Raw genomic sequence first — 19,507 nt, 5'->3', positions numbered from 1 at the left:
GGCAGTGGATTGTCGGAGCAGAACCTGAAAGGCACGGACGCACCAGGACTGGTGCTGTGCATCGTCGTCGAGCGTTCGATTGTCGAACAATTTCCCGGACGAAGCACAAGAGGACTCGCCGGGTGACGAGAAATCTTGTTCCCTACGCAGGCGCTAACCTGATCAGGTTCAACGGGATCCGAAATTATTCGATCTCAGCCTCATAGCAAGGCACCCCGACAAGAACCCGGCCAGTCTAGACACAACCGGCAAAGAACGCCAACACCGCTGCAAACACCATGATGAATGGCGCAATTGCGGCGGCCGACAGGATTGTGAGCGCCTCAATGCGCTACTACACTCGCCTTGCCCTGCTGCGCCTTGACGCTATGCGGCCCGCGCCTTACCTTTGGCGCCCGGATTATTTCCATAATATTCATGCTAGGGATCGCCTCATGCTGCGCAAACTCTCACTGGCTGTTGCCGTGTCTTGTGCGTCCAACGCAATGGTCTGGGCAGCAGAAGCGCCCTTGTCGACCAGGACCGATCTGGTCAGCGTCTATCAGGAAGCGGTCGACAACAACGCCGATCTGGCCGCCGCCCGCGCCCAGTACGGCGCCCAGAAAGAAGTGGTGCCCCAGGCCCGCGCCGGGCTGCTGCCGAACCTCTCCGGCGGCGCCGAAACCGCCAGCGTGCGCACCTCGATCGACCAGCCTTCGGCCATCGCCAACCGCAGCGCGCACTCCTATCAGGCGACCCTGGCACAGCCGCTGTTCCGCGCCGATCGCTGGTTCCAGTACCAGGCCGCCAAGGACGTCAACGAGCAGGCCGCGCTGCAACTGTCGGCCACCGAGCAGAACCTGATCCTGCAATCGGCCGAAAGCTATTTCAACGTGCTGCGCAGCCAGGACAACCTGGCCTCGACCAAGGCTGAAGAAGCCGCGTTCAAGCGCCAGCTCGACCAGTCCAACGAGCGCTTCGACGTGGGCCTGTCGGACAAGACCGACGTGCTGCAGTCGCAAGCCAGTTACGACACCGCCCGGGCCAACCGGATCGTTGCCCAGCGTCAGGTGGATGATGCGTTCGAAGCACTGATCACCCTGACCAACCGTCAGTACAACTCGATCCAGGGCATTGTCCACACCCTGCCGATCCTGCCGCCGGCGCCAAACGACGCCAAGGCCTGGGTCGACACCGCCGCCAAACAGAACCTCAATCTGCTGGCCAGCAATTATGCGGTGAGCTCCGCCGAACAGACCTTGAAACAGCGCAAGGCCGGCCACCTGCCGACCCTCGACGCCGTGGCCAAATACGAAAAAGGCGACAACGACGCCCTCGGTTTCTCCAACCCGAGCGCCTTCGGCACGCCGTATCACGGCAACGTCGAGCAGAGCACCGTGGGCCTGCAACTGAACATCCCGATCTACAGCGGCGGGTTGACCAGCTCCCAAGTGCGCCAGTCTTATGCACAACTGGATCAGAGCGAGCAGCAGCGCGAAAGCCTGCGCCGGCAGATCGTGGAAAACACCCGCAACCTGCACCGCGCGGTGAACACCGACGTAGAACAGGTGCAGGCGCGCCGCCAGTCGATCATCTCCAACCAGAGCGCGGTGGAAGCCACGGAAATCGGTTATCAGGTGGGGACGCGCAACATCGTCGACGTGCTCGACGCCCAGCGTCAGCTCTACACCTCGGTGCGCAACTACAACAACACCCGTTACGACTACATTCTCGACAACCTGCGCCTGAAGCAGGCCGCGGGCACCTTGAACCCGGGCGACTTGCAGGACCTGACGCGTTATCTGAAGGCCGACTACAACCCGGACAAGGATTTCCTGCCGCCGGATCTGGCCAAGGCCGCCGAAGCACAGCTCAAGGCCCGGCCTTGAACAAAAAACGCAGCCCTGAGGCTGCGTTTTTTTATGGGCGGTCGATCAACCTTCCCAGGCCATCGAGCAATCGCTGCAACGCGCCCTGATTGCGGCGCATCACATTCAGCCCTGCTTCGGCCATGCGCTGTGCATCGCGCGGCAGTTCGAAAAGGCGCTGCACCTCCGTCGCCAGACCTTCGGCGTCATCCACCTCGGCCAACGCCCCGGCGCTGCGCAGTTGTGCGGCGATGTCGAGGAAGTTGAACAGGTGCGGGCCGCTGATCACCGGTTTCGCCAGGGCTGCCGGTTCCAGCAGATTGTGCCCGCCATTGGGCACCAGACTGCCGCCGACAAAGGCGCTATCGGCCAGGGCATAGAGGAACAGCAACTCGCCCATGGTGTCGCCGAGCAGCACCGAGGTTGCGGCATCGACGTTGGCGCCGGTCGAACGACGCACCGTGGCAAACCCTTCGCGCTGGCACAGCTCGAACACCGAGTTGAAGCGCTCCGGATGGCGCGGCACCAGAATCAACAGCGCATCGGGATGGTTGGCCAGCAAACGGCGATGGGCATTGAGCACCACCTCGTCTTCGCCTTCATGGGTGCTGGCGGCGATCCACACCGGACGCTCCAGCGCCTGCCATTGGCCGCGCAGTTCAGCGGCGCGTTGCAGCAGTTGCGGGTCGATGGTCAGGTCGAACTTGATCGAGCCGGTGACTTCGACCGTCTCCGGCCGGGCGCCCAAATCACGGAAGCGCTGGGCTTCGGCTTCGGTCTGCACGGCGAACAGACTCATTTCGGCGAGCATCGGCGCGGTCAGTTTGCTGAACCGGCCATAACCCTTGGCCGAACGCTCGGACAATCGACCGTTGGCCAGCGCCACCGGAATCCCGCGTTTGGCGCATTGATGAATGTGGTTCGGCCACAGTTCGGTTTCCATGATCACCGCCAGTTTCGGCTGCACGCGATCGAGAAAACGCGCCGCCGCGCAAGGCAAATCGTAAGGCAGGTAGCAATGCTGGATGCGCGGCTCGTTGGCGAACAGTGCGTGAATGCGCTCTGAACCAGTCGGGGTCATGCAGGTCACGGTGATCGGCAGTTGTGGATAACGTTGCAGCAGCGCGCGAATCATCGGCGCGGCCGCGATGCTTTCGCCCACCGACACGGCGTGAACCCAGATGCCACCGGGTTGCAATGTCGGCATGCCGTAGGAGAAACGTTCGCCAATCCGTTTGGCATACGCCGGCGCCTTGCGCGAACGCAGCCATAGCCGAATCGCCACCAATGGCAGCCCCAGGTAAAACAGCGCGGTGTAGAGAGTTCTATTCATGGCGGCGGAGTTTATCGGCTTTTGCCGCCGATCGCCCGCAGGTGTATGGCAAATCGCTCCGCCAGCCAGCGGGCGGCCGGCCCCAGTGGTTCGTCACGACGCCAGACCAGCTCCACCACCAGCGCCGGTGGCGTCCATTCGCTGTCCAGTTCCACCATCAGGCCCTGATAGGCCGAGTACTGCACCACATGACGCGGCAGCCAGGCCCAGCCGAGGTCGCGCACCAGCCATTCGGCCATGACGTAGAAACTGTCGGCGCGCCAGACCTGCGGACTGGCCGGTTCGCTGCCGGGGTAGACGCTGGTCTGGGTCGACATCAACAGTTGCCGATGTTGCGCCAGTTGCTGGCAATTGACCCGGGATTGCGCCGCCAGCGGGTGATTGACGCCGCACACCGTGACCATTTCCACGCTGCCCAACACCCGACGTTCCAGCGCTTCGGGGATTTCATCGTGATAGAACAACAACCCGAGATCGGCCCGACGCTCCACCAGTTTGCGCGAAACCTCGCCCTGGGCGGCACTGGTCAGTTGCACCTCCAGACTCGGAAACTGTTCGGCCAGTGCGCCGAAGCTTTCCACCAGCGCCTGATAGGGCATCGCCTCATCCTGAGCCACGCGCAGCTGCGCTTCCTGGCCACGCACCATCGCCATGGCCCGACCGTTCAGGCGCTCACATTGACGCAGCACTTCCCGCGCCTCTTCAAGCAAGGCTTCACCGGCTTCGGTAAGACTCGGCTGGCGACCGCTGCTACGCTCGAACAGACTGACGCCGAGGTCGTCTTCCAGCATGGCAATCGCGCTGCTGATCGCCGACTGTGCCTTGCGTTGCTGGCGCGCCACGGCGGAGAACGAACGCTGTTCGGCGACCGCGACGAATACACGTAACTGATCCAGATTCCACTGCATGCTCATCGGCCAACCCATCTTGTAAACAGATAGGTAATGACTTTACCCCATCCGGGTACTCACTAGAATGCCGCCTCAGAAAGCAACGCTTCACACGAGGAATTGAACATGAACGCTTACGTCTATCTGGCCATCGCCATTTGCGCCGAAGTGATCGCTACCGTTTCGATGAAGGCCGTCAAAGGTTTCAGCACGCCTTTGCCACTGGTGCTGGTCATCGTCGGTTACGCCATTGCGTTCTGGATGCTGACCCTGGTGGTGCGCAGCGTGCCGGTGGGCGTGGCCTACGCGGTGTGGGCCGGCATGGGCATCGTGATGGTCAGCGTTGCAGCGCTGTTCATTTACGGGCAGAAGCTGGACGTGCCGGCGATGCTCGGGATGGCGCTGATCGTGCTCGGCGTGGTGGTGATCCAGCTGTTCTCGAAAACTGCAGGCCATTGATTCTGACATGAGCCCTTTCAGGCACTCGCGCCTGCAGGGCTCATGCCTGCCCTCTGTTGATCATCGACAAATCCCCTTTTCCCCGAGTCTGTATACTGCGCCCTCGTCTTGAACACTGAGGTCGTTGCATGCCATCTCCAATTTCCACCGACGTGCTGATTGTCGGCGCGGGTGTCGCCGGTCTCTGGTTGAACGCGCGCCTGCGCCGCCAGGGTTTCTCGACCGTGCTGGTGGAAAGCGCCAGCCTCGGTGGCGGACAGAGCGTGAAATCCCAAGGCATCATCCACGGCGGCGCCAAGTACGCGCTGCACGGCGCACTGACCGGTGCTTCGGAAGCCATCGCCGACATGCCGCGCCGCTGGCGTGAAGCCCTGGCCGGCAACGGCGAACTGGACCTGAGCGGCGTGCGTCTGCTGTCCGAAGCCCATTACCTGTGGTCGCCGGGCACCCTGGCCGGCAACCTCACCAGTTTCTTCGCCAGCAAAGCGGTGCGCGGCCGGGTCGATCAGGTCAAGGGCGATCAGTTGCCGCCGGCCCTGCAAGACAAACGTTTCAAGGGCAAGGTCTACCGCCTCGCCGAACTGGTGGTCGACGTACCGAGCGTGATCCAGCGCCTGGCCGACCTCGCCGGTGACGGCTTGCTGGCCGGCCAGAACATCGAGCCGCTGCTGGAAAGCGGCGTGCTGGTCGGCCTGAAGGTCGACGGCCGCGAGATCCGCGCCCAGCGCATCGTGCTCAGTGCCGGTGCAGGTACTGCGGCACTGCTGGAAGCTCTCGGTCTGACGCAGCCGGCCATGCAACGCCGGCCACTGCACATGATCATCGCCAAGGGCCCGGGCCTGAAGCCGCTGTACGCCCACTGCCTGGGTGGCGGCACCAAGCCGCGCATCACCGTGACCACCCACCCGGCCGCCGACGGCCAGTGGGTCTGGTACATGGGCGGCGATATTGCCGAGTCCGAAGGCGTGGCTCGCGAGCCGGCCGAGCAGATTGCCACTGCGCAAAAGGAAATCGCACAGTTGTTGCCATGGATCGACCTGAGCAACGTGCAATGGGCGACCCTGCGCGTCGACCGCGCCGAGCCGCTGCAAACCGGCCTGACTCGCCCGGACAACGCGTTCCTCGCCGAAGAAGGTCGCCTTTTGGTCGGCTGGCCAACCAAACTCGCCCTGGCGCCAGACTTCGCCGACCGGGTGATCGCCTCCCTTGAACGCGACGGTATCCAGCCGAGCCACCCGGCACCGCTGCCAGAACTGCCGAAACCACCGATGGGCGTTCCAGCCTGGGAGCAACTGTTGCCATGAGCCTGCCGACCCTGCACGATCTGCATCGCCCGCTGGGCAGCACCGGCCTCCTGGTTTCGCCGCTGGGCCTGGGCACCGTCAAACTCGGCCGCGACCAAGGCGTGAAATATCCCAACGGGTTCCAGATCCCCGATGACGACGCCGCACGCATGCTGCTCAAGCAAGCGCGGGAGCTGGGCATCAACCTGATCGACACCGCGCCGGCCTATGGCCGCAGTGAAGAGCGTCTCGGCCCGTTGCTGCGCGGCGAGCGCAAGGATTGGGTGATCGTCAGCAAGGTCGGCGAAGAATTTGTCGACGGCCAGTCGACCCACGATTTCAGCGCCGCCCATACGCGAATGTCGGTGGAGCGCAGCCTGCAACGTCTGGAAACGGATTTTATCGACCTGGTGCTGGTGCACTCCGATGGCAACGACATGGCCATCCTCAATGACAGCGAAGTCTACGCAACCCTCGCGGCGCTGAAGGCCGAGGGCAAGATTCGCGGCTTCGGCTTTTCCGGCAAGACTGTCGAAGGCGGCCTCAAAGCGCTGGAGCAAGGCGACTGCGCGATGGTCACCTACAATCTGAACGAACAAAACGAGAAGGCGGTCATTGACTATGCTGCTGCCCACGGCAAAGCCATTCTGGTGAAGAAGGCCCTGGCCAGCGGGCACGTTTGCCTGAGTCCCGGGGTGGATCCGGTACGCGCCAGCTTCGAGTTGCTGTTCGCTCAGCCCGGCGTGGCCAGTGCCATCGTCGGGACAATCAATCCGCTGCACCTCGCCCATAACGTTGCGACCGTTGCCCAGGTCCTTCGTGGTCACTGACGCCGCCCCGCGGCCTTAAGCAGGAGCCGACATGCCGCGTACGCTCATCAGAAAGAACCCGAGCAACTTCAAGACGCTGCCACTGTTCGTCGAAGCGACGCCCGAAGGCCTGACCTACCAGAGCGTCGGCATGCCGCTGAATTTCGCCCAGACCCTGCAGCGGCGCAAACCGGTCAGCGTGGCGGATGCCGAGCGCTTTGCGCTGGAGCTGGCCAACCTCGGCGTCTCGGTGCGCCTGACCCTGCACTGGCAGAATCGCGATTACTGGGTGCTGGTGCGCCAGCGGCGGCAGGATCGCGGCGACGTGGTGCTCAAGCTGATTTCCGGCTACGTGCCGGCGCACGAATTGAATATCCCGTTGCACACCGCGATCCAGGAGATCGCCGAAGAATGCCTGCTGGAAACCCCGGAAGGCTGGCTCGGCGGGCGTTTCAACGACACCTGGTTGCCGGCGCCGTACGCGACAGCGCTGCATTATCGCGAGGCCCTGCCCTTTCGCCTGACGCCGTTGTCCGGTTCGGCGCGACCGGTACGCTGCGCCAATCTGCAATTGCTCGAACGGCCACGGGCCTACGTGCACTTGCCGACCGCCTCACTGCAATTGATCTATGACCTGCGACTGGACGTGCCGAAGGAAGCCAAGAACCTGAGCCTGTTCCATGTCGATGAGCGGCTGGAAGGCGATCAACTGGTCGCCCGGCTCGACCGCAAACGACCCGATCTGTACTTGATGCCGCTGCAGGACGGCGAGCCACTGCCCGAGCTGTATACGCTCAAGAAAGGTCAGTTATCCCCGGCAGGCACCCGAGGCCTGTATCTGGCCGAAAGCTTCGCCCGGCAGGACGGCTGGCTGGTGCGCGATGAGCGGATTCGCTGGAAGGACTGGCTGCGCCAGCAAGGCCTGACGCCGCCCGCCAAGGACACGGGGCTCGCGCGACTGCGCGGCAAGGCCAAGCAACTGCTGAAGAAGATCGTGCCGCGCAAGAAAGTGAATTCCTGAACGGCAAAAGACCGCGCCTGCGAGTGACTCCAGAGAGTCATCGCAGACGCGGTCTTTATGTTTGCATCACTCGGACTTGCGGATCTTTTCCACAATCGCCGTGGTCGAGCTGTTTTCCACCAGCCCCAGCACCTTCACGGTGCCGCCGTAGGCCTTGACGATATCGGCGCCGACAACCTGGTCGATGCCATAGTCGCCGCCCTTCACCAGCACGTCCGGCTTGACCTCGCGCAGCAGGTTTTCCGGGGTGCCTTCAGGGAAGCTGATTACCCAGTCCACCGCGCCCAGGCCGGCGAGAACCGCCATGCGCCGGTCGACACTGTTGATCGGGCGGCCCGGGCCTTTCAGGCGGCTGACCGAAGCGTCGTCGTTGATCGCGACGATCAGACGATCGCCTTGCGCTCGCGCCTGCTCAAGGTAGGTCACGTGCCCGGCGTGGAGAATGTCGAAGCAGCCGTTGGTGAACACGATCTTCTCGTTGTGCGCCCGGGCATCGGCAACCGCCAGAATCAGTTGCTCCAGACCCAGCACACCGCGTTCCGAACCTTCTTCGCGCTGAATGGCGCGACGCAGTTCCGGGGCGCTGATCGCCGCCGTACCCAGTTTGCCGACCACGATGCCCGCCGCCAGGTTGGCCAGCGCCACCGCGTGCGGCAGCTCTTCGCCAGCGGCAATCGCGGCCGCCAGGGTGGAAATCACCGTGTCGCCGGCACCAGTCACGTCGAACACTTCACGGGCCCGGGCCGGCAGGTGCAGCGCCGGATGATCCGGACGCAGCAGGGTCATGCCGTGCTCGCCGCGAGTCACCAGCAGTGCGCCAAGCTCGAGGTCGTGCATCAGTTTCGCGCCCTTGCTCACCAGCTCGTGCTCATCGGCGCAACCGCCGACGATGGCTTCGAACTCGCTGAGGTTCGGGGTGATCAGGCTCGCGCCACGGTAGATGGAGAAATCCTTGCCCTTCGGGTCGGCCAGCACCGGAATGCCTTTGGCCCGGGCGGCCTGGATCAGTGCCTGATGGTTTTTCAGGGCGCCTTTGCCGTAGTCGGACAGCACCAGCACCTTGATGCCTTCCAGCAGGTCGTCGACCTGGGAAGCAAGGGCCAGGGCGTCAGTGGCGAACGGTTCTTCGAAGTCGATACGCAGCAATTGCTGGTGCCGGCTCATGACCCGCAGCTTGACGATGGTCGGCTGGTGCGCGATGCGCTGGAACAAGGCGCGCACGCCCGCACCCTTGAGGCTGTTGCTCAGGCTGTCGGCAGCCTCGTCGTCACCGGTCACACCGACCAGCGACGCCGGCGCACCCAGCGCGGCAATGTTCAAGGCAACGTTGGCGGCACCGCCCGGGCGGTCTTCGATTTGCTCGACCTTTACAACCGGAACCGGCGCCTCAGGGGAAATCCGTGAGGTACCACCATGCCAGTAACGGTCGAGCATGACATCGCCGACCACCAAGACAGGGGCTTGATCGAATCGCGGCATGGACAACTTCATGGAGCAACCCACATACAAAATGAACAGGGGCGCGATATTAACACAGGGTTGGCGAAGGCTTGTGCGGCGGCTGCAACAGGATGAAACGACAGGCTTTTTTGCTCATTTTTTGCACAGGAACGCCGCCAGTCGATGGCAGGCATCGGTCAGTTCGACCTCGTCCGTATCGATCCGGCACTCGGCCGCCAGCGGCGCCTCGTACGGGCTGTCGATCCCGGTGAAGTCCTTGATCCGCCCTTCTCGCGCCGCCCGGTACAAGCCCTTCGGATCGCGCCGGGCGCAGACTTCCAGCGAGGTGCTGACATGCACTTCAATGAAATCACCTTCGGCAAACAGCCGGCGTGCCGTATCCCGCTCGGCACGAAACGGTGAAATGGCAGCCACGATCACGATCAACCCGGCGTCCACCATCAATCGCGCCACTTCGGCGGTGCGCCGGATGTTCTCGCGCCGGCAGGCTTCACTCATGCCCAGATCACGACAGAGGCCACTGCGCAGATTGTCGCCATCGAGGAGGAACGTGTGCAGCCCGAACTGATGCAGATGCAGTTCCAGCGCATTGGCCAGGGTCGATTTTCCGGCACCGGACAATCCGGTCAGCCACAGGCAACGAGGGCGCTGCACCTTTTGCGCGGCACGCGCCTCGGCGGGAAGAGACAGCGCATAGGGACGGATCGCCGGTGGCGGCGATACTGACAGAGCCTCACTCATAACCGAGCATCTCGTAATCACGTGCATAGACTCGCCGCACCAGGCGTCGCGTGCGTTGCGTACAAAAGTCACGGGCCGGTTGCGGGCGGCGCTGCCGGGAGCTGTTGATGTGTTGCAACTGGCTGGTCAGCCCCAGGCGCTCGCACACGAGGCGAAAATCCCGCTCCAGATGCTCCTGATAGCCGACGAAGTCCAGGGCGAGGCGCCCCAGTGAATCGGTGAGAAAATCGGTTTGCGCCGCAAAGTGCAATTGTCGCCCGATTGTGTCGGCATGTAGCCAGCGTGCAACGAAGTCGTCGAAGTCACGGTAGTGCCTGACCATTTGCTGCGCGGCCTGATCGCGCCCGCCCAATTCGTTGCCATGCAGGAAGGCATAGGCCGAATAGGCACGCTCCAGCGGATCACGCACGAAAGTAAATTTAAATGCCGCGGCGTACTGCGCGGGAAACTGCTCTTCATACCAGTACAACGGCAAGTGCCCCGGACGCCAGCCGTCGAACATCGACTCGCACACACTGCTGCCGGCGCATTTGGGGACGTGAATGAACAGGCAGGAGTGTTGCTCGAAGGCTTCGGGAAAGCGCAGGCAGGCCGACATGGACTTGTTCACTGCCTGTCGATCGACCACCGACAGGCGCCCCAGCAGAAAAGCCCGCTGCGGCTTGGGCAGCAGTTTCCACAGATAGCGTTGCAACATGAAAATACCCGCGCGACGGGGATGGCCCCTTCGATGGAAGTCAGAGTTCGTCCGGGAACCTTAACAAGCGCGGTGTCGGGTTTTATGCAGGTTTGGTCAAGAAGGGTAAAGATCCGGATACAAATGAATGTGGGAGCGAGCTTGCTCGCGATGACGTATGCACATTCAACATTGATGTTGACTGTTGCACCGCTATCGCGAGCAAGCTCGCTCCCACAGGGTGTTCGGCGGGATCAGGCGATATCTTCGGCCGGGGCATCGAGGCCCATGGCGTTCAGACGCGCGTAGTAGCCGTTCTGCGCCAGCAGTTCGCCGTGAGTGCCACGCTCGACGATCCGGCCCTGATCCATCACCAGAATCAGGTCGGCCTTCTCGATGGTCGACAGACGGTGGGCAATCACCAGCGTGGTGCGCCCCTTCATCACCTGGTCCAGTGCTGCCTGGATATGGCGCTCGGATTCGGTGTCGAGGGCCGAGGTGGCCTCGTCGAGAATCAGCACCGGCGCATTCTTGAGCAAGGCACGGGCAATCGCCAGGCGCTGACGCTGGCCACCGGACAGCAGCACGCCGTTCTCGCCGACCTGGGTATCGAGGCCTTCGGGCAGTTGCGCGATGAAGTCCATGGCATAGGCATCACGCGCCGCTTTTTCGATATCTTCCCGGGGCGCACCGGCCAGATCGCCGTAGGCAATGTTGTTGGCCACGGTGTCGCTGAACAATGTGACGTGTTGGGTGACCTGAGCGATGTGACGGCGCAGGTTCAACAGTTTGTACTGCTCGATTTCCACACCGTCGATCAGGATCTCACCCTTGTCGTGGTGATAGAAACGCGGGATCAGATTGGCCAGCGTCGACTTGCCACTGCCGGAGCGCCCCACCAGCGCCACCATCTGCCCCGGTTCGACCGAGAAGCTGATGTTGTCGAGCACCTGACGCTCGGTGCCAGGGTAGGTGAAGCTCAGGTTGCGCACGTCCAGACGACCGGTGACCGAATCGCGTTCGATCGTACCGGTATCGACTTCCGGCTCGACATCGAGCTGCTCGAAAATGCTTTCGGCACCCGCCACACCTTTCTGGATGGTCGAGCTGACTTCGGACAACTGGCGAATCGGCTTGGGCAGCAGGCCCGCCAGGGTGATGTAGGCCACCATGTCGCCCGCCGAGGCATCTCCACGCAGGAACAGCACCAGGAACATCAGCACGGCCATGGCGGTATAGATCACCAGTTGCAGCATCGGCGTGTAGATGGCGCCGGTGCGGGTCATGCGCAGTTGTTTGTCGGTATTGCTCTGGCTGGCGTTGAGGAAGCGTTTCTCTTCATAGGCTTCGCCGCCGAAGCTGCGCACCACGCGATAGCCCTGGATGGTTTCCGAGGCGACATGGGTCACATCGCCCATGGCCAGCTGGATTTTCTTGCTCTGCTTGCGGAATTTCTTGCTGGCGGTGCGCACCATCACGGCGATCAACGGCAGGATCGCAACCATCACCAGTGTCAGCTTCCAGTTCATGAACAGCAGCGAGGCGAACAGGAAGATGACTGTCATGCCTTCACGGATTACGACCTTGATCGCATCTGTTGCCGCCCCCGTGACCATGGTGACGTTGAAGGTGATGCGTGAAATCAGATGACCGGAGTTATGCTTGTCGAAGTAACGGTTCGGCAGCACCAGCAGGTTGTTGAACAGCTGCACCCGCAGATCGTGCACCAGGCCCAGGGAGACCTTGGCCAGGAAATAGTTGCCCAGATAGGACCCCAGGCCCTGCCACGCAGCGATCAGGATGATCAGCAGCGGTACGGCCTGCAAAAGCTGCAAGTCGCGCAGGTAAGGCACGGTGGGAAACAGCACTGCCTCGGGATTGGACAGACCGTCGACGAAATACTTGAGAATGTAACCGAGCATCGGCTGGGTCGATGCGAAAATCAGAAAACCGACGATGCTGATCAGGAACAGACTGATATACGGCCGGACATAGCCGAGCAGGCGGAAGTAGATTTTCAAGCTCGAAGGGCTTGCGGCGGGACTGGAGTCGGTCATATCACGCGAAAGTCGATAAAAAGGACGCTGACTTTAGCACAGCTTCTTAAGGGTTCTGGCAATCGGGCAAAGGCTGGTATTGTTATGCGTCTTTTTCAGCATCAAATAGCCATCAACCAAATGGCCGATCAACTTCAGGATTGAATCTCACAGCATGCAACTTCGCGGCTTCAGCAGTACGTCCAGTCGAGTCTTCGATCTCATCAGCCTGTGGATACTTCCAGTCGGCTACTTCCTGCTCCTGTGCGCGTTGTTCTTCCTGCCAGGCCGCAGCCTGCACCACAAACTTTTTTACGGTCTGTTCAGCATTCCGGCACTGATTGCCCTGTGCCTGCGCCCTCAGGGGTTCAGGGAGCTGGTGCGCGAACCGATGATCGTTGCTTTGCTGGTGTTTGTCGCCTGGGCGATGCTCAGTCTGAGCTGGGGGCCCGTCGACGGCGAGTCGTTCAGTGGCATGTTCAAGCCACCGCTGCATACCTTGCTGCTGTTTGTCGGCTGTTACCTGCTTGTGCGGTACCGCAGCGATATTCTTGCGCCGATGTTATTTGTCGCGGCCATGGTCGCACTGATCGCCACCACCTGTTTCCTGGTCCGGTTCGCCCATCATTACGAGCCTGGCGCGCGACTGGTTGGCGGTGGCGCATTCGACAATCCCTTGCTCAGCTCCCACCTGTTCGGCTTCTTCTGTGCCTACTGGATGAGCGTCAGCATGTCGTGCAGGCATGGCCGCCTGCTCTGGCTCAGCCTGCCGGCGATGCTGGTCATGTTTGCAGCAGTCATCGCCACCGGCTCAAGAACGCCACTGGTCGCACTGACCATGGCTGCGCTGTGGCTGAGCTTCATCTGCTGGAACCGTCGCTCTCTGGTAATGCTGGGAGCCCTGGCCACCGTAGGCATCAGTGTGGTCTGCCTGTTCTCGAAGATGATTACCGAGCGTGGCGACTCTTACCGCTTCGAAATCTGGCAGATCGCCCTGCAAAAGATTTCCGAGCACCCGTGGATCGGTCATGGCTTTAACGCCGATCTGGCGATCGATCCCGGCGTTGGTTACAGCTTTCAGGAACCCCACAGTTTTGTCCTGGGCGTTCTTTACTACGTCGGAATCCTGGGCTTGTTGCCATGGCTGTTTTTTCAGGCCTGGGGCTTGCTGAGCAGCTGGCGTCAACGGGTTCAGCCGTTGCTGATCATTGCATCCACCTGGCTGGTCTTCGGCATCGGTGCCGGGCTGACCGAAGGCGGTGGCATCATTTCGCGCCCCAAGGAACACTGGTTCCTGCTGTGGATTCCTCTGGCGCTGATCGCGGCACTGAGCATCAACCAGCGAGCCCGCCGCCTGCTGACCGTTGCGGTACAGAAACTGTCGGCCACCGGTCTGCAGCAATTGGCGGCCGATGCTCAGGTGATCGAAGAAGACGGCCTCGGCCCCAAAGTGCTGCGCCTGACCGATGGCAGCTTCCTCAAGCTGTTCCGCCGCCGTCGCTGGTACACCTCCGGCAACTTCAACCCTTACTCCGAACGCTTCGCCATCAATAGCGAACAATTGCGCCGGATGGGCATCCCGACCCCACAGGTGCTGAACCTGTACCGCCTCGACGATGGCAGCAGTGCAGTGCATTACGCGCCACTGCCGGGCCACACCTTGCGCCAGGTACTTCAGGGCATCACCGCACCGGCCGTGCGGCAGGCCCTGGTCGAGCGTTTCGGCAAATTCATGGCCCGCCTGCATGAACAAGGCGTGTATTTCCGCTCGCTGCACCTGGGCAACGTCCTGGTGCTGGAGGACGGTGAATTCGGATTGATCGACCTGGCCGACCTGCGCATCTACCCGTCCCCATTGAGCCTTTCATTGCGTCAACGCAACCTGCGTCACATGCAGCGTTACACGGAAGACAAGCGCTGGCTGTTCGAGGACCACTTCGATGCCCTGCTCCAGGGTTACTCGACGATGGCCTCGCGGGCAGCTGTCGATAATCTGCACAGGCAAGTGCAACAGGGAGGTCGCCCTGCCCGGGCCCACTGACCATGATGGATACCAACCCTGGCTTCGCCGCAGTAGCGTACCTGCTCGCTATCGCGACTTCGGCAATGTTCCTGCGTCTGGTTCCCAAGGCCGCTCTGCACTTGCAGCACAACGGTGAAAGCCGCTACAGCACCATAGACGGTTTGCGCGGTTATCTGGCCTTTGGCGTATTCATACATCACGCCCTCATTACCTGGTTCTACCTGCACACTGGCGTGATCGACTTTCCGCCGAGCAACTTCTACTCGCAGTTGGGCCAGGCCAGCGTTGCGCTGTTTTTCATGATCACCGGGTTTCTGTTCTGGAGCCGTCTGCTCAAACAGGGGCGCCAGCACGACTGGCTGGCATTTGCGGTATCACGGGTATTTCGGCTTTATCCCCTTTACCTGCCACTGATGCTGATTGTGTTTGTCACCGTGTTCAACCGGCAGGACTGGGAACTGAAGGACTCTCCCGCACAACTGGCCGGGCAGGTTTTTGACTGGCTGACATTCGAACGACCGGATATCAATCAGTACCACCAGAGTGGCATGTTGATCTCCAACGTGACCTGGACACTGGCTTATGAGGTGTTCTTCTATCTGGCACTGCCACTGCTGGGACTGGTCTTCATCTACCGCGGGCACTGGCTGCAAGTCGTGCTGTGCCTGATCGGGATCTACATCCTGTACCAGGTCGTCGGTTGGGAGCATTCGCTGAAGAAGCATTTTCTGGCGAGCTTTCTTGGCGGCATCGCGGCGGCCTATTGGGTACGACGCCCCCATCTGGTGGCATGGGGCCGGACCCACGTAGCCACAGCGGTTGCCCTGCTGGCACTGACTCTGGCGATGACACTGTTCAAACGCGCCTTCAGTTTGTTGCCGCTTCTGCTGCTGAGCACATTCTTCGTCATAGTGGCTTCGGGAAATCCGCTTTGGGGGGCTCTGCGCCTGCGCAGTGTCCGCTGGCTGGGAGAGATCAGCTACAGCACTTATCTGCTGCACGGTTATGTGCTCTGGATCATGGTGCAGCAGCTGCCACACCTGATGTCCTTCAATCCACAGAGCCCGGTCCTCTATCTGCTGTTGATGGTCGTCTGCAGTTGCCTGCTGATCGTCATTGCCAGCCTGACATTCCTGTACATCGAGAAGCCTGGAATCGAAGCCGGAAAGACATTTGTGAACTGGTTACGCCAGAAGCAGCGTCCGAGAAAACTGGCCGATGAAGCCGCCCGGGAACGTTGAGCAGGGCACCTGTCTCAGCGTCGAGCCTTCTTTCCAGCCATGAACGTTCGGCAGACCATAACTGCGCCGGCCAAAGGCGTAGTCAGGATAAGCCGGCACGAGCCGTGCAGCACCGCGTTCGATCTTCGGCATCCTGCGAATGCCCGTTTTGGCGCGCCGCTCACGCCAGCGCTGAAGCCAGCCCGTGGCTCAGTCCTTTTCCAGCGGCGAAAACAGCAACCGGCCCAGACCGCGCCAGGTTTTCTTGTTCCAGGCCTTGAACGGAATCTGTGCCAGCAGCTCCCGCGCCAGTTTGCGGTCGCGGTTGGCGGTTTTCAGGAACATCGAATTGAGCGACTTGTAGCGCACCTCGTCGTACAGCGGGTGATCGCTGAACAGCGCGTAAGTACGCAGGATGTTTTCGATCATGAAACGGTGGTTCTTATAAGAGTTGGTGGCGTGCTTGCGATAGCGTGCCATCACCACGTTCAGACCATCGATGAAGTACCCGGCGCGGGTCACTTTCAGCTCGATGTACAGATCCTCGAGACGAATCGTCGGATCGAACCCGCCCACCTTGTCCAGTGCCTCGCGACGGATCATCAGGGTCGGCGCTGGCGGATACGGCTTGCGTTCCAGGAACATGTCATCGAAGTCCAGGCGACGGAACGGCACGTCCCGGCGCTGACGCTTTTCCGGATAGAGGTTGCCGTCGGCGTCCATCAACTCGATATTGCCGGCGCAAATACCCACTTCAGGCTTGCCGTCCATGTACGCGACCTGGGTGGCGATGCGCTCCGGGTACATGATGTCGTCGGAGCCGAACGGTACGATCAGGCTGCCTTTGGCCCGTGCGATGGCGCCGTTGAGCGTATTGGTCAGGCCCTGGTTCTGCTGCACCCGGAAATCGAAGCCGTGCTGTTCCTGCAAGGCTTTGATGCGCTCGACGCTGTCATCCTTCGAACCGTCGTCGACCACCAGCAGCTCGATGTTCCTGTAGCTCTGGTTGATGACGCTGAGGATGCTTTCCTCGATGTACGGTCCGTGGTTATACGAAGCGATGATCACGGTGACGATCGGTTGCGCATCGCTCAGGGCGGTGACCTCACTCATGGCTGCTCCTTGCGGGCCTGCGCCAGGCCGGAGTCGATCAGGTTCAGGTATTCCTGACGGAAGACCTCGATGTCGTGCTGTTCCTGCAAATAACGATAGGCCTGTTCACCCTTGGCCTTGAGCTCGTCATCCGACAGCCCGAGGTAGGTGTCCAGCGCCGCGACCAGGCTCGACACATCCTTGGGTGTGATCGCCAGGCCACCAGCCCCTTCGATCAGCGGCAGCATGGCCGGTACGTTCGAGGCGATCACCGGCAAGTGTCCGCTCATGCCTTCCAGCAGAGCCAGGCCCAGGCCTTCGGCCAGCGACGGCATGGTCCAGATATCGAACGCACGCACGTATTGCAGGGCGTTTTCCTTGAAGCCCAGCAAGTGGGCGCGACCGCTCAGGCCGAGCTGCTCGATCTCGGCCGCCAGCGGAGCTTGCAGGCGTCCGGCACCGATGATTGCCAGCTGAGTATTGGGGTATTTGTCTTTCAGCTGGGCGAAAGCCTGCAACAGATAAGTGTGGCCCTTGACCGACACCAGCCGCCCCAGCGCACCGATCAGGCGCACATTCGGGTCGATGCCCAGCAACTCGCGGGCACGCTCGCGGCTGTGCTGCAAGCCTTCGGCCTGTTCGATGTCGATGGCGTTGGTGATCGCGTAGGTATTCTGGTCGGTAAAACCGCAATCGCAGTCCAGCAGGTACTGTTTGACCGCCGGCGACACGCCGACGAAACGCCAGTGCCGGTCGATCAGGCGTTGAGTCTGACGACGGCGATAAAAGCGGTCGTACTCGCCGAAACCGTGGGAAATGCCGATGCACAACGGCACTTTCAACCAGCGGTTGAGGGTCAGCATCATGTTCACCGGTTTGAAGCGATTGCAGATCACCACATCGAACTTTTCCCGCCGGCAGAACTTGTACAGCTGCCACATCGCCCGCAGGCGCATGCCCTTGAGGGACTTGTCGGAAAACTCGAAATACACCGAACGGTCGGCCCGGCTGACGGCCTCACCCGGCCCGGGTTTGCCGCGCAGGAATGCCGCCGTCACCTCATAACGGTCCGTCGGCAGGGCCTTGACGATCTGTTCGGCGAGGTCGGCGAAATCATGGGATTTGACGTTGTAGTCGGGCTGCAGCTGCAGCACCTTTGCGCGTTGACTCATGACTCTCCCCGGTGCGATCCCGTCGCGCCTGTTTCGCTTTGCTTCAGCACCCAGAACAACTCCTGGCGCCTGACCGCTTTGCGGAAAAATTCGTTCTCGCCATAGACCGACGGCGCCCGACCAGCCAGCAGTCGCTGAAACAACCGACGCAGGCGCCGCTTGAACGGCGCCGGCGGTTGCAGGTCATGCATCATGCCCAGTGCCATGGCCTTGTCCCGTTGCAACTCGACCGACAGCGGCAGGCACAGCGGCTGCATCGCCAGAGTCGCATCGAACGTCGGCGGCAAGGCGATACCCTGCCCGCTGTCGCCCATCGGCCAGCGATCGTTGTCGTGCAAATGGTTGGCGTAGCCAAGCAGGGTCGGTTGCCAGTCCAGGCCGCGCAAGGCTTCCAGCACGGCTTCCTGGGCACAGATATGGTCGGGATGCGGATCCAGCGTCGGATGCGGCAACACGATCACATCCGGACGGGCACGTGACAGGACGTCACGCAGATCGGCCAGCAAATTGTTCCAGGTCGGCGCGCCGTCGGCATCGCCGGGCAAGGCAAACGGATTCAGCTGACGAAAAATCCGCGTGTCGCTCAGATCGGCTTCCCGCGAGCCCACCGGTTGATTCGGCGCAGCCTGCATCGCCGCCAGTTGCAGGCAGAAGTAGCCGAGTTGTACGCAATGCTCTTGCGGCACGCCGGCCCAGCGCGGCACGGCGAGGCTGTCCCAGGCCCGCAAGCGGCCCTTGAGTCGCGACGCCTCGACCTTGCTCAGGCCCATTTGCTGATAGTGTTCGGCTTCGATCTCGCCGGCGGTCAGGGTCACGATCCAGGTCTCGTCGGCCTGACTGTACAGACCGTAGGCGGCCAGCTCGGCATCGTCGGCGTGGGGCGCAATCACCATCACCCGCTGGCGACGGTAGTCCGGTTGCTCCAGCGCCCACAGCACCGGCTCGCCGGACACCCGGCAAAAGCGCCCGCGCAGACGCAACTGGCCTTGCGACAAGGTTTGCGCCTGACCACTGAGGTTCAGATAACGCAGGCCGTTGACGCCTCGTTCGAAGGTCTGGGCATCCGGGTTCGATCCACCCGCCAGCTCGACGCGCGGATCAAAGAAGCGTCCCAGCCAGGTGCTTTTCACCCGCACGGCGAGGATCAGCGTGGCGTCGTCCACCAGCATCACGCCCTCGTCGAGGCGCAATTGCTCACCGTGCAAATGCACTTTTGGTTGCGGGGTGAACGGCGGAAAGCTGTATTGGTAATCGTCTTTCGGCGAATAGAACAGGTGGTCGGCGAACCACGCTTCATGGGCAATCCAGCCAATCACCGCCAGCACCAGCGGTAACCACCAGGCCACCAGCACGCCGAGGGCGATCAACACGATCAGTGCAATCAGCAGGCTGATCCGTTTATTGCGCCGGTGACGCTTGAGCAATTGCTGTTTGCGGCTCATGG

Annotated in this window: 16 protein-coding genes and 1 riboswitch; of the genes, 7 read left to right on the top strand and 9 right to left on the bottom strand. The window is 61.7% G+C overall.

Annotation, left to right across the window (positions count from 1 at the left end; translation table 11 throughout):
- Positions 1-122: 122 nt before the first annotated feature.
- A riboswitch (TPP riboswitch) is annotated at positions 123-228 on the bottom strand.
- A 206-nt stretch (positions 229-434) separates the two neighbouring features.
- The gene (locus CAG02_RS16825; protein ID WP_085711131.1) at positions 435-1,868 is read left to right on the top strand and encodes a TolC family outer membrane protein; all 1,434 of its coding nucleotides are present in this window, start codon (positions 435-437) and stop codon (positions 1,866-1,868) included.
- Positions 1,869-1,899: 31 nt separating this feature from the next.
- On the opposite strand, the gene waaA is transcribed toward CAG02_RS16825, so the two are convergent.
- On the bottom strand, positions 1,900-3,180 hold the full coding sequence (gene waaA, locus CAG02_RS16820; protein ID WP_085711130.1) for a lipid IV(A) 3-deoxy-D-manno-octulosonic acid transferase: 1,281 nt from the start codon (positions 3,178-3,180) through the stop codon (positions 1,900-1,902).
- Positions 3,181-3,191: 11 nt separating this feature from the next.
- Positions 3,192-4,094: a LysR family transcriptional regulator gene (locus CAG02_RS16815; RefSeq protein WP_085711129.1), complete on the bottom strand. Its 903-nt coding sequence runs from the start codon at positions 4,092-4,094 to the stop codon at positions 3,192-3,194.
- A gap of 102 nt (positions 4,095-4,196) precedes the next feature.
- On the opposite strand from CAG02_RS16815, the gene CAG02_RS16810 reads away from it, so the two are divergent.
- The 4 genes from CAG02_RS16810 to CAG02_RS16795 all read left to right on the top strand — a co-directional run bounded on the left by CAG02_RS16810 (position 4,197) and on the right by CAG02_RS16795 (position 7,642).
- Positions 4,197-4,529, top strand: coding sequence for a multidrug efflux SMR transporter (locus CAG02_RS16810; protein WP_085608473.1), 333 nt, complete (start codon positions 4,197-4,199; stop codon positions 4,527-4,529).
- 128 nt (positions 4,530-4,657) lie between these two features.
- Positions 4,658-5,833, top strand: coding sequence for an FAD-binding oxidoreductase (locus tag CAG02_RS16805; RefSeq protein ID WP_085711128.1), 1,176 nt, complete (start codon positions 4,658-4,660; stop codon positions 5,831-5,833).
- Positions 5,830-6,642: an aldo/keto reductase gene (locus CAG02_RS16800; RefSeq protein ID WP_085711127.1), complete on the top strand. Its 813-nt coding sequence runs from the start codon at positions 5,830-5,832 to the stop codon at positions 6,640-6,642. Before CAG02_RS16805 ends, CAG02_RS16800 begins: the two co-directional genes overlap by 4 nt.
- A gap of 31 nt (positions 6,643-6,673) precedes the next feature.
- On the top strand, positions 6,674-7,642 hold the full coding sequence (locus CAG02_RS16795) for a metal ABC transporter ATPase (RefSeq protein ID WP_085711126.1): 969 nt from the start codon (positions 6,674-6,676) through the stop codon (positions 7,640-7,642).
- 66 nt (positions 7,643-7,708) lie between these two features.
- Here the strand turns inward: CAG02_RS16795 and hldE are convergent, their stop codons facing one another.
- From hldE to msbA, 4 genes are all read right to left on the bottom strand, one after another.
- Complete coding sequence (hldE, locus tag CAG02_RS16790) at positions 7,709-9,133, bottom strand: bifunctional D-glycero-beta-D-manno-heptose-7-phosphate kinase/D-glycero-beta-D-manno-heptose 1-phosphate adenylyltransferase HldE (RefSeq protein ID WP_085711125.1); 1,425 nt, start codon at positions 9,131-9,133, stop codon at positions 7,709-7,711.
- 102 nt (positions 9,134-9,235) lie between these two features.
- Positions 9,236-9,844 carry an adenylyl-sulfate kinase gene (gene cysC / locus CAG02_RS16785; RefSeq protein ID WP_085711124.1) on the bottom strand — a complete coding sequence of 203 codons (609 nt, stop codon included), beginning with the start codon at positions 9,842-9,844 and terminating at the stop codon, positions 9,236-9,238.
- Positions 9,837-10,541, bottom strand: coding sequence for a sulfotransferase family 2 domain-containing protein (locus CAG02_RS16780; protein ID WP_085711123.1), 705 nt, complete (start codon positions 10,539-10,541; stop codon positions 9,837-9,839). The genes cysC and CAG02_RS16780 overlap by 8 nt, the downstream gene beginning before the upstream one ends.
- Before the next feature lie 233 nt (positions 10,542-10,774).
- Positions 10,775-12,577 carry a lipid A export permease/ATP-binding protein MsbA gene (msbA, locus tag CAG02_RS16775; protein WP_085711122.1) on the bottom strand — a complete coding sequence of 601 codons (1,803 nt, stop codon included), beginning with the start codon at positions 12,575-12,577 and terminating at the stop codon, positions 10,775-10,777.
- A gap of 154 nt (positions 12,578-12,731) precedes the next feature.
- On the opposite strand from msbA, the gene CAG02_RS16770 reads away from it, so the two are divergent.
- Both CAG02_RS16770 and CAG02_RS16765 read left to right on the top strand, forming a co-directional pair.
- A complete protein-coding gene (locus CAG02_RS16770; protein ID WP_085711121.1) occupies positions 12,732-14,597 on the top strand; it encodes a bifunctional O-antigen ligase/aminoglycoside phosphotransferase family protein in 1,866 nt (621 codons plus the stop codon).
- Between the two features lie 2 nt (positions 14,598-14,599).
- Positions 14,600-15,820, top strand: coding sequence for an acyltransferase (locus CAG02_RS16765; RefSeq protein ID WP_085711120.1), 1,221 nt, complete (start codon positions 14,600-14,602; stop codon positions 15,818-15,820).
- 189 nt (positions 15,821-16,009) lie between these two features.
- On the opposite strand, the gene CAG02_RS16755 is transcribed toward CAG02_RS16765, so the two are convergent.
- The 3 genes from CAG02_RS16755 to CAG02_RS16745 are packed head-to-tail and all read right to left on the bottom strand — an operon-like array spanning position 16,010 to position 19,505.
- Entirely contained in the window at positions 16,010-16,894 is an 885-nt protein-coding gene (locus CAG02_RS16755) for a glycosyltransferase (protein ID WP_085711294.1), read from the bottom strand.
- 14 nt (positions 16,895-16,908) lie between these two features.
- A complete protein-coding gene (locus CAG02_RS16750; protein ID WP_085711119.1) occupies positions 16,909-18,063 on the bottom strand; it encodes a glycosyltransferase family 4 protein in 1,155 nt (384 codons plus the stop codon).
- A complete protein-coding gene (locus CAG02_RS16745; protein WP_085711118.1) occupies positions 18,060-19,505 on the bottom strand; it encodes a PIG-L family deacetylase in 1,446 nt (481 codons plus the stop codon). The genes CAG02_RS16750 and CAG02_RS16745 overlap by 4 nt, the downstream gene beginning before the upstream one ends.
- Positions 19,506-19,507: the final 2 nt, after the last annotated feature.

Source organism: Pseudomonas sp. R43(2017), assembly GCF_002112345.1.
Classification (GTDB): Bacteria; Pseudomonadota; Gammaproteobacteria; order Pseudomonadales; family Pseudomonadaceae; genus Aquipseudomonas; species Aquipseudomonas kribbensis.
The sequence above is the reverse complement of the archived record's forward strand: the minus strand, read 5'-3'. Positions and strand labels throughout refer to the sequence as shown.